Source organism: Streptomyces sp. bgisy130 (genome assembly GCF_057708345.1).
Genome location: NZ_JBYISA010000023.1, coordinates 1 through 9934, shown reverse-complemented (window position 1 = coordinate 9934; position 9934 = coordinate 1). Strand labels below are relative to the sequence as shown.

The 9934-nt window shown below is 70.0% G+C and carries 11 protein-coding genes; 3 read left to right on the top strand and 8 right to left on the bottom strand.

Going from position 1 to position 9934, the window contains the following annotated elements:
- Positions 1-5: 5 nt before the first annotated feature.
- Genes AC3EUV_RS25760 through AC3EUV_RS25745 form a run of 4 tightly spaced genes read right to left on the bottom strand, consistent with a single transcriptional unit; the run spans position 6 to position 3099 of the window.
- Positions 6-1382: an NADH-quinone oxidoreductase subunit D gene (locus AC3EUV_RS25760; RefSeq protein ID WP_432143831.1), complete on the bottom strand. Its 1377-nt coding sequence runs from the start codon at positions 1380-1382 to the stop codon at positions 6-8.
- Positions 1382-2179, bottom strand: coding sequence for an NADH-quinone oxidoreductase subunit C (locus AC3EUV_RS25755; RefSeq protein WP_432143830.1), 798 nt, complete (start codon positions 2177-2179; stop codon positions 1382-1384). The genes AC3EUV_RS25760 and AC3EUV_RS25755 overlap by 1 nt, the downstream gene beginning before the upstream one ends.
- Positions 2176-2730, bottom strand: a complete 555-nt coding sequence (locus AC3EUV_RS25750) for a NuoB/complex I 20 kDa subunit family protein (RefSeq protein ID WP_042155737.1) — start codon at positions 2728-2730, stop codon at positions 2176-2178. The genes AC3EUV_RS25755 and AC3EUV_RS25750 overlap by 4 nt, the downstream gene beginning before the upstream one ends.
- Positions 2731-2739: 9 nt before the next feature.
- Complete coding sequence (locus tag AC3EUV_RS25745) at positions 2740-3099, bottom strand: NADH-quinone oxidoreductase subunit A (protein WP_042155734.1); 360 nt, start codon at positions 3097-3099, stop codon at positions 2740-2742.
- A gap of 725 nt (positions 3100-3824) precedes the next feature.
- On the opposite strand from AC3EUV_RS25745, the gene AC3EUV_RS25740 reads away from it, so the two are divergent.
- The gene (locus AC3EUV_RS25740; RefSeq protein WP_432143829.1) at positions 3825-4625 is read left to right on the top strand and encodes a C40 family peptidase; all 801 of its coding nucleotides are present in this window, start codon (positions 3825-3827) and stop codon (positions 4623-4625) included.
- 274 nt (positions 4626-4899) lie between these two features.
- Positions 4900-5739: an ATP nucleotide 3'-pyrophosphokinase gene (locus tag AC3EUV_RS25735; protein ID WP_432143828.1), complete on the top strand. Its 840-nt coding sequence runs from the start codon at positions 4900-4902 to the stop codon at positions 5737-5739.
- 126 nt (positions 5740-5865) lie between these two features.
- Here the strand turns inward: AC3EUV_RS25735 and AC3EUV_RS25730 are convergent, their stop codons facing one another.
- Positions 5866-7167, bottom strand: a complete 1302-nt coding sequence (locus tag AC3EUV_RS25730) for a geranylgeranyl reductase family protein (RefSeq protein WP_432143905.1) — start codon at positions 7165-7167, stop codon at positions 5866-5868.
- 135 nt (positions 7168-7302) lie between these two features.
- On the opposite strand from AC3EUV_RS25730, the gene AC3EUV_RS25725 reads away from it, so the two are divergent.
- Complete coding sequence (locus AC3EUV_RS25725; protein ID WP_387240497.1) at positions 7303-7821, top strand: GNAT family N-acetyltransferase; 519 nt, start codon at positions 7303-7305, stop codon at positions 7819-7821.
- Between the two features lie 86 nt (positions 7822-7907).
- On the opposite strand, the gene AC3EUV_RS25720 is transcribed toward AC3EUV_RS25725, so the two are convergent.
- From AC3EUV_RS25720 to AC3EUV_RS25710, 3 genes are all read right to left on the bottom strand, one after another.
- Entirely contained in the window at positions 7908-8609 is a 702-nt protein-coding gene (locus AC3EUV_RS25720; protein ID WP_042156591.1) for a demethylmenaquinone methyltransferase, read from the bottom strand.
- A 63-nt stretch (positions 8610-8672) separates the two neighbouring features.
- Positions 8673-9221: a hypothetical protein gene (locus tag AC3EUV_RS25715; protein WP_435603997.1), complete on the bottom strand. Its 549-nt coding sequence runs from the start codon at positions 9219-9221 to the stop codon at positions 8673-8675.
- A gap of 7 nt (positions 9222-9228) precedes the next feature.
- Positions 9229-9934: radical SAM protein (locus AC3EUV_RS25710; protein ID WP_435603996.1), on the bottom strand; the 706-nt coding region annotated here is incomplete at its 5' end.

The window sequence follows — 9934 nt, the reverse complement described above, 5'->3', positions numbered from 1 at the left end:
GGCGTTCACCGGTCGACGCCTCCCATCACGGGGTCGATGGACGCGACGGCGACGATGACGTCGGCGACCTGGCCGCCCTCGCACATCGCCGCCATGGCCTGAAGGTTGGTGAAGGAGGGGTCGCGGAAGTGCACCCGGTAGGGGCGGGTGCCGCCGTCGCTGACGGCATGCACGCCCAGCTCGCCCTTGGGTGACTCGACGGCCGCGTAGGTCTGGCCCGGCGGGACCCGGAAGCCCTCGGTCACCAGCTTGAAGTGGTGGATCAGGGCCTCCATCGAGGTGCCCATGATCTTCTTGATGTGGTCGAGGGAGTTGCCCAGACCGTCCGGGCCGAGGGCCAGTTGGGCGGGCCAGGCGATCTTCTTGTCCGCGACCATCACCGGGCCGGGTGCCAGCCGGTCCAGGCACTGCTCGACGATCCGCAGCGACTGGCGCATCTCCTCCAGCCGGATCAGGAACCGGCCGTAGGAGTCGCAGGTGTCGGCGGTAGGCACCTCGAAGTCGTAGTCCTCGTAGCCGCAGTACGGCTGGGTCTTGCGCAGATCGTGCGGCAGCCCGGCGGCGCGCACGATGGGCCCGGTGGCGCCGGTGGCCATACAGCCGGCCAGGTCGAGATAGCCGATGCCCTCCATCCGGCCCTTGAAGACCGGGTTGCCGGTGGCGAGCTTGTCGTACTCGCCGATGTTCTTCCGCATCTTCTTGACGAACTCACGCACCTGGTCGACCGCGCCCGGCGGCAGGTCCTGGGCGAGGCCGCCGGGCCGGATGTAGGCGTGGTTCATCCGCAGGCCGGTGATCAGCTCGTAGAGGTCGAGGATCAGCTCACGGTCGCGGAAGCCGTAGATCATGATCGTGGTGGCGCCCAGTTCCATCCCGCCGGTGGCGATGGCCACGAGGTGGGAGGACATCCGGTTGAGCTCCATCAGCAGGACGCGGATCACCGAGGCCCGGTCGGGGATGTCGCCGGTGATGCCGAGCAGCTTCTCCACGGCCAGGCAGTAGGCCGTCTCGTTGAAGAAGGGCGTCAGGTAGTCCATCCGCGTCACGAAGGTGGTGCCCTGCGTCCAGGTCCGGAATTCGAGGTTCTTCTCGATCCCGGTGTGCAGATAGCCGATCCCGCAGCGGGCCTCGGTGACGGTCTCGCCGTCGATCTCCAGGATCAGCCGGAGCACCCCGTGGGTGGACGGGTGCTGCGGCCCCATGTTGACGATGATCCGCTCGTCGTCGGCCTTCACGGCGGCCGCGGCGATCTCGTCCCAGTCGCCGCCGGAGACGTTGTAGACGGTCCCCTCGGTGGTCTCGCGGCCCAGCGACTCCTCGGTGTCGAAGTCGCTCGCGGTGCGGTGGCCGGACGAGGAGTGGGAGTGCGGTGCAGTAGTCATCAGCTGTACGACCTCCGCTGGTCGGGAGCCGGAATCTGGGCGCCCTTGTACTCGACGGGGATGCCGCCGAGCGGGTAGTCCTTGCGCTGCGGGAAGCCCTGCCAGTCGTCCGGCATCATGATCCGGGTCAGCGCCGGGTGGCCGTCGAAGACGATTCCGAAGAAGTCGTAGGTCTCCCGCTCGTGCCAGTCGTTGGTCGGATAGACCTCCACGAGCGAGGGCACATGCGGGTCGGCGTCCGGGGCGGAGACCTCCAGCCGGATCAGCCGGTTGTGGGTGATCGAGCGCAGGTGGTAGACGGCGTGCAGCTCACGGCCCTTGTCGCCAGGGAAGTGCACTCCGCTCACCCCCGTGCACAGCTCGAAGCGCAGCGCCGGGTCGTCCCGCAGGATCCTGGCGACGGCCGGCAGCCGGCCGCGCTCGATGTGGAAGGTCAGCTCGTCGCGGTCCACGACGGTCTTCTCGATGACGTTCTCGGGGACCAGCCCCTGCTCGTCGAGGGCGCCCTCCAGCTCGTCGGCGATCTCGTCGAACTCCCCGTAGCCTCCCCCACTCTCGGCTCCGCTCGAGCGGGAGGTGCCCCCACCCGCCCCACGCGGTCCGCCGTACGGCCGCTGGGCCGCGCCGGGCAGCCGGACCGTGCGGACGAGGCCGCCGTAGCCGGTGGTGTCCCCGCCGTTGTTGGCGCCGAACATCCCGCGGCGGGTGGCGATCGCCTCACCGGTGTCCTCGCGCTGCGCGGGCACCGCCTCGTCCGGTCCGTCGCCGGAACGCTCGGGGTTCGTCTGCTCACTCACCGCAGCAGCCCCTTCATCTCGATCAGCGGCAGCGCCTTGAGTGCCGCTTCCTCCGCCTCACGGGCGGCCTGCTCCTGATGGACCCCGAGCTTGGTGTCCTGGATCTTCTGGTGGAGCTTGAGAATGGCGTCCATCAGCATCTCGGGACGCGGCGGGCAACCCGGCAGATAAATGTCAACGGGAACAATGTGGTCGACGCCCTGCACAATCGCGTAGTTATTGAACATTCCGCCTGACGAGGCGCAAACCCCCATGGAAATCACCCACTTCGGGTTCGGCATCTGGTCATAGACCTGCCGCAGCACGGGCGCCATCTTCTGGCTGACCCGGCCGGCCACGATCATCAGATCCGCCTGTCGCGGCGAGCCGCGGAAGACCTCCATGCCGAAGCGGGCGAGGTCGTAGCGCCCGGCGCCGGTGGTCATCATCTCGATGGCGCAGCAGGCCAGCCCGAAGGTCGCGGGGAAGACCGAGGATTTCCGCACCCAGCCCGCGGCCTGCTCGACAGTGGTCAGCAAAAAGCCGCTCGGCAGCTTCTCTTCAAGTCCCATGTGTGACCCCTAGTCCCATTCCAGGCCGCCACGACGCCAGACATAGGCGTAGGCGACGAAGACGGTGAGCGCGAAGAGGAGCATCTCGACGAGCCCGAAAAGCCCCAGGGCGTCGAAGGTGACGGCCCAGGGATAGAGGAAGACGATCTCGATGTCGAAGACGATGAAGAGCATCGCCGTCAGGTAGTACTTGATCGGGAAGCGACCACCGCCGGACGGCTGCGGCGTCGGCTCGATGCCGCACTCGTAGGCCTCGAGCTTGGCCCGGTTGTAACGCCTGGGCCCGATGAGGGTGGCCATCACGACGGAGAAGATCGCAAAGCCTGCCCCGAGGGCTCCCAGTACGAGGATGGGCGCGTAAGCGTTCACCGTCCTCGCTCCCTTCAGTCGACGATGACTGGATGGCGGTCCGCCCGGGCCCTCCGGCTGCCCCATGGAGATCGTGCCTATGTGAGGCAGTTCACAAGCCCGAGCCGCCTGCATCTTATGCCCGCTGGTCTGTGATCTGCGACACGGGGATGAACAACGCCTTTGTGATCTCCACCACCCGGCGAAGGATCATGAAGTCGGATGAGCGGTGATCTTCATACGCGAAGCGCGCGAGTGATCACGAGAGGTGACATTCCTTGGTGTTACCGCTGGTCAGTGCGGGGTTGCCAATATCAAGTGGTTGCCGCCGCAAGCAAATTGGTGCTGGACGCGGCCAACTGCTATATGCGGCAGGCCCGGAGATCCGGCCCGTTCGTGACCCGGTCGTGATCGTCGGTACGTGCTTCCGTTCACGAGCGACCGGCCGACGACAGATCACGGGAACATAACGGACACTCAAGAGTGACCTATCCCACGCTATTTCCAGCACTAAGTGCTTGACGCCCGGGAAGCCTTGGCGTGGCGGATGCGGAAGTGGTAGGCGCCCGCCGAGCCCGCGTGGAGCAGCAAATGCCATGCGTAGGAACATGATCGCGAAATTCGGACATCCCGTCGCGGAGGCGAGGGGCGGACAAAAGTCCGTTTTGTTCGTCGCGTACGCGTCAAGTGTGGCGCACTGCACCTTTCTTGGCAGCAACCTGCGACGCCTGATAGCCGTTGTTGCCATGTCCCCGAACGCACTCATACCCAGCCACCGGAAGCCCCGCCGTCCTTCCGCACCCTCGCGGGCGCTGCGCGCGGGCGTGACCGGTGGCTTCCTCACCCTCGCGGTGACCGGCGCCACCGTGCCGGCCAACGCCGCCGAGAAGCCCGTCTCCGAAACCCAGGAGATGCCGACGATCACGACGGCGCTGGCCACCAGCGCCGCCAGGAGCGCCGACACGGCCGAGCAGGTCGCGTTCAACTACGAGCGTCAGGCGCTCCAGGACAGCGCCTTCTCGCACGCCGCCAAGGCCGCGGAGAAGCACAAGGCCGAGGCCGTGAAGAAGGCCAAGGCCGCGGCGAAGAAGAAGGCCGAGGAGGCCCGCAAGGCCAAGGAGGCCGCCGAGGCCCGTGCCTCGCGCTCCTCCGAGCGTTCGACGCTGTCCGCCCCGTCGTCGTCCAGCGCCACCGGCAGCACGGCCACCCTCGTCTCCTTCCTGAAGGCGCAGCTCGGCAAGGCCTACGTGCTGGGCTCCAGCGGCCCCTCGTCGTACGACTGCTCCGGTCTGACGCAGGCCGCGTTCAACCAGATCGGCATCGACCTGCCGCGGGTCTCGCAGGACCAGTCCACCCAGGGCACCCAGGTCGGCCTGGACAACCTCCAGGTCGGCGACATCCTGTATTGGGGCAGCGCGGGCAGCGCCTACCACGTCGGCGTCTACGTCGGCGGCGGCAAGTTCATCGGCGCCCAGAACCCGAGCACCGGCATCGTCGAGCGCCCGCTCGACTACGACATGCCGACCGGTGCGGTGCGCGTCCTCTAGGACCACCGCGCGCGCGATCACCCCACAAGGACCGTCCCTCCCGCCGCTCGGGAGGGGCGGTCCTTGTGCGTGCGCGCAGTCGCCGGGCCGTCCCGCCACCCGTCGTCCGACGGATGATTCGCGCCGCCCGGCGCCGTGATCAAGCCAGGTACGGGCCGAAGGCCGCCCCGTGGAGCCACCGATGCGCGGTGCGCGCCGTTGCACCTCTCGCCATATGCCGTGGATGCCGCTTATGCGTCGTCCGGCATCCGCAGAGAGAGGGAACCGCGCTTCGATGAACACGCATCGCACCCACCCCCGCCGCTTTGTCAGCCGGGCCGCGACGGCCGCCGCCCTGGCGACCGCGCTCGGCCTGGGCGCCGTCCACACCGCGACCGCCGCCCCGTCCGCCGCACCGCTCGTTGCCGGGCCCGCCGGCCCCGCCGTCCTGGACGGCGGCTGGCACCGGGACGGGCTGCATCTGACGGCCGCCGAGAACAAGAAGGTGGACGGCTTCGTCGCCCGCGCCCGGCGGGCCGAGCGCACCATCAGCCCCGAGGTCCGGGCGGCTGCCCGGATCAGCCATGCCGAGCTGGTCGGCTTCGACCAGCGGCTGAAGTCGCCGGACTCGCTCAAGCGCAAGGTCGCCACCCGGCTGCGGGAGACACCGGGGCAGACCGTGGACGCGGCGCTGCGCACGATTAATGACGCGGTCCGCTTCACCCTCCAGTGGCCGGCCGGCACCTACAGCCAGGGTGTTCACACCGCGGCCGGGCTACTGTCCACCTGGGGCAACGACTCCACCCGCTGGGCCAACACGTGGAACCGGCCCGCCGGCTACAAGGCGATCAACTCCGTCTGGCGCGCGCCCCGCTCCGGCCAGCTCTTCGAGGTCCAGTTCCACACCCCCGAGAGCAAGGCGGCGCAGCTGGAGACGCACAAGCTGTACGAGGAGCAGCGGCTGCCGGGCACCCCGCCCGCCAGGGTGCGGGAGCTCCAGGAGCAGCAGAACGCGATCTTCGCGGCGGTACCCGTCCCACCGGGCGCCGAGCGGCTGACTGCCCCGGCCCGCCACCTGCCGTCCCCGGACCCGGCCCGCCGCCTCCCCGCACCGGCCCACGCCCCCGCCGGCTGACGGACCGGTCACCGGGCCCCGGCATCACGGCTCGCCAGCGGCGGCCCGCCGGATGCACCGACGGGCCGCCAGGCGCGTTCGGCCGGGCCGGCCCCGGACCTCCCGTCCGGTGGCCGGCCCCCGGTGTCAGGCCTTCGGGGCGACCTTGCTCAGCCCGTTGATGATGCGGTCCATCGCGTCGCCGCCCGTGGGGTCGGTGAGGTTGGCGAGCATCTTGAGGGTGAAGCGCATCAGCAGCGGGTGGGTCAGACCGCGCTGGGTGGCGATCTTCATGACCTTGGGGTTGCCGATGAGCTTCACGAAGGCGCGGCCCAGCGAGTAGTAGCCGCCGTAGGTGTCCTTGAGGATCTTCGGGTAGCGCGCGAGGGCCAGTTCGCGCTGCGCGTACGTGGCACGGGCGTGCGCCTGCACGATGACCTCGGCGGCGATCGCACCGGACTCCATGGCGTAGGCGATGCCCTCGCCGTTGAACGGGTTGACCAGCCCGCCCGCGTCACCGACCAGCAGCAGGCCCCTGGTGTAGTGCGGCTGGCGGTTGAAGGCCATGGGGAGCGCGGCGCCGCGGATCGGGCCGGTCATGTTCTCCGGCGTGTAGCCCCAGTCGGCGGGCATCGAGGCGCACCACGCCTTGAGGATCTCGCGCCAGTCCAGCTCCTTGAACGCGGAGCTGGAGTTGAGGATGCCGAGGCCGACGTTGCTCGTCCCGTCGCCCATGCCGAAGATCCAGCCGTAGCCCGGCAGCAGCCGGTCCTGGGCGCCGCGGCGGTCCCACAGCTCCAGCCAGGACTCCAGGTAGTCGTCGTCATGGCGGGGCGAGGTGAAGTACGTACGGACGGCCACGCCCATGGGGCGGTCCTCGCGCCGGTGCAGGCCCATGGCCAGCGAGAGCCGGGTGGAGTTGCCGTCGGCGGCGACCACGAGCGGGGCGTGGAAGGTGACGGGGGTCGTGTCTTTGGAATCAGACCCGGCCTCGCCGAGCTTGGCGTGCACGCCGGTGATGTGGCCGGTCAGCTCGTTGACGATCGGCGCGCCCACGTTGCAGCGCTCGTACAGCCGCGCCCCGGCCTTCTGCGCCTGACGGGCCAGCTGCTCGTCGAAGTCGTCGCGCTTACGGACCAGGCCGTAGTCCGGGTACGAGGCCAGCTCCGGCCAGTCGAGCTGGAGCCGGGAGCCGCCGCCGATGATCCGCAGGCCCTTGTTGCGCAGCCAGCCCGCTTCCTCGGAGATGTCGATGCCCATCGCGACCAGCTGCTTGGTGGCGCGCGGGGTCAGCCCGTCGCCGCAGACCTTCTCGCGCGGGAAGGCGGTCTTCTCCAAAAGGAGCACATCCAGGCCGGACTTGGCGAGGTGATAGGCGGTGGCCGAGCCGGCCGGCCCGGCACCGACGACGATCACATCCGCGCTGTGCTCCGATCGGGCGGGGGTCACGGAATCGGTCACGGACGCGGACTCGGTCACGGCGCTGTCTCCCGGAAGTCGATATCTGGATATCTGGGTGCCGACCGGCACTGGGCATGTGCAGTCTATGGGGGCCTTGGTGATCAGAACCTGAAGGGTTGTCCCATGAAGTCTGCGCACACACCGCTGCCCGCCGTCGAACTGCGCGTGCCCACCGAGGAGGACGCCAGACACTGGCACCAGGCCTTCCACCACCCCGACGTCATGGAGTTCCATGGCGGCGCCCCCGCCGAGCTCTCGGAGTACGACGAGCTCACCGCCCGTCAGCGCCGGCACCACGCGGAGCTGGGCTTCTGCCTGTACACCCTGGTGGACCCGGCGGACGGCGCGGTCATCGGCTTCACCGGCGCCCAGCCCTGGCCGCACGACTGGGGCCCGGCCGGCGAGATCGAGATCGGCTGGCGGCTCGGCCGCGCGTACTGGGGCAAGGGCTACGCCACCACTGCCGCGCAGGCCGCGCTGGAGTCCGTACGGGCGGCCGGGGTCCGGCACGTGGTGGCGATGGTGGCCGCCGCGAACGAGCGGTCGCTCGCGGTGACCCGGCGGCTGGGGATGCGGCGCGCGGAGACGGTCATCACGCCGAACGGGCAGCGCACGGCGTACTGCCACCGGCTGGATCTGTGAGGCCCTGCCAAATGGGAAAGGGCGCTGCGGAATTGCTCCGCAGCGCCCGTTCTGCACTCTGCACTCGGTGCCGTCGGCGGCCGGTGTCAGCCCTCGGCCGGCCGGCGCCCCCGGTGCAGCGCCACGACGCCGCCGGTCAGATTGCGCCAGGCCACCTCGGTCCAGCCCACGCCCTGGAGCCGGGCGGCGAGTTCGGGCTGGTTGGGCCAGGTGCGGATGGACTCGGCGAGATAGACATAGGCGTCCGGGTTGCTGCTGACCGCGCGGGCGACCGGCGGCAGGGCCCGCATCAGGTACTCGGTGTAGACCGTCCGGAACGGCGCCCAGGTCGGCTCGCTGAACTCACAGATCACGACCCGGCCACCGGGCTTGGTGACCCGGTACAGCTCCGCCAGCGCGGCATCGGTGTCCTGGATGTTGCGCAGCCCGAAGGAGATGGTGACGGCGTCGAACACCGCGTCCGCGAACGGCAGCCGGGTACCGTCACCGGCCGTGAACGGCAGCCACGGGTGCCGCTTCTTGCCCTCCCCCAGCATGCCGACGGAGAAGTCGCACGGCACCACATACGCACCGGTCCGGGCGAACGGCAGCGAGGAGGTGCCGGTACCGGCCGCGAGGTCGAGCACCCGCTCGGCGGGCCGTGCGGCCACCGCACGCTCCACCTCCTTGCGCCACAGCCGCGCCTGCCCCAGGGAGAGCACGTCGTTGGTGAGGTCGTACCGCGCCGCCACGTCGTCGAACATCGCGGCGACTTCGTGCGGCTGCTTGTCCAGGGATGCTCGGGTCACCCGGCCATTGTCCACCGTGCCGGGGCCGGGGGCCGCACCGGGCACGGCCCGGCACGCCCGCCGTCAGCGGCGGCGGTACACCAGACGGCCGGCGAGGACGGTGGCCAGACAGCTGCCGTCCTCGGCGAAGACCGCGAAATCGGCCGCGCCGCCGACGGTCAGCGCACGGGGGCGGCCGCCGGGCGGCTCCGCGAGCCCGGACCGCTGGACGGCCGTACGGACCGCGGGCCGGGTGAACGGCCCGGTCAGCGACGTCGTCCCGGCGGCCAGCAGACGCTGAAGGCCCCGGCGGGCACTGGCGCCCCAGCGGGTCTCGGTCATGTCGAGGGCAGCGAGCGCCTCACCGGTGAGCGGCTCACTGCCGAGCTCGTCGGCCTCGCGCGGGTCGGGGTGGTAGGCGGCCTCCAGCAGCGCGGCGCCCCCGGGCTCGTACCGGCCGGGGGTCAGCACGCCGTCCCACTCCCGGACCCGCGCGCTGCCGTAGGCCGCCGACAGCTCCTCGTACGGCCCGAGAGCGGCGAGCCGGGCACCCTCGACGAGGACCGTGTACCCCGCGATCGGCTCCCCGTCATGACCGGGCCGGACGCCCCGGACCCGGTGAAGTGTCAGCATCCGCGGCTCAGTTGGCGTCGACCAGCTTCAGTTCCGGATGGGCCGTGCCGCCCTCGATCGCGGTCGACGACAGATGCGAGACGACCTTGTCGTCGACCGGGTCGTTGGCCGGGTCGTCGTGCACCAGCAGGTGCTCGTACGTCGTCGCGCGCTGCGCCGGGACCCGGCCCGCCTTGCGGATCAGGTCGATGATCTCCATGCGGTTGGAGCGGTGCTTGGCGCCGGCCGAGGAGACCACGTTCTCCTCCAGCATGATCGAGCCGAGGTCGTCCGCGCCGTAGTGCAGCGACAGCTGGCCGATCTCCTTACCGGTGGTCAGCCACGAGCCCTGGATGTGCGCGACATTGTCGAAGAAGAGCCGGGCGAGGGCGATCATGCGCAGGTACTCGAAGAGGGTGGCCTGCGTCTGGCCCTTCAGGTGGTTGTTCTCCGGCTGGTAGGTGTACGGGATGAAGGCGCGGAAGCCGCCCGTACGGTCCTGGACGTCACGGATCATCCGCAGATGCTCGATCCGCTCGGCGTTGGTCTCGCCGGTGCCCATGAGCATGGTGGAGGTGGACTCGACACCCAGCTGGTGGGCCGCCTCCATGATCTCCAGCCAGCGCTCGCCGGACTCCTTCAGCGGGGCGATGGCCTTACGGGGACGCGCCGGCAGCAACTCGGCACCGGCGCCGGCGAAGGAGTCGAGCCCCGCGGCGTGGATGCGCTGGATC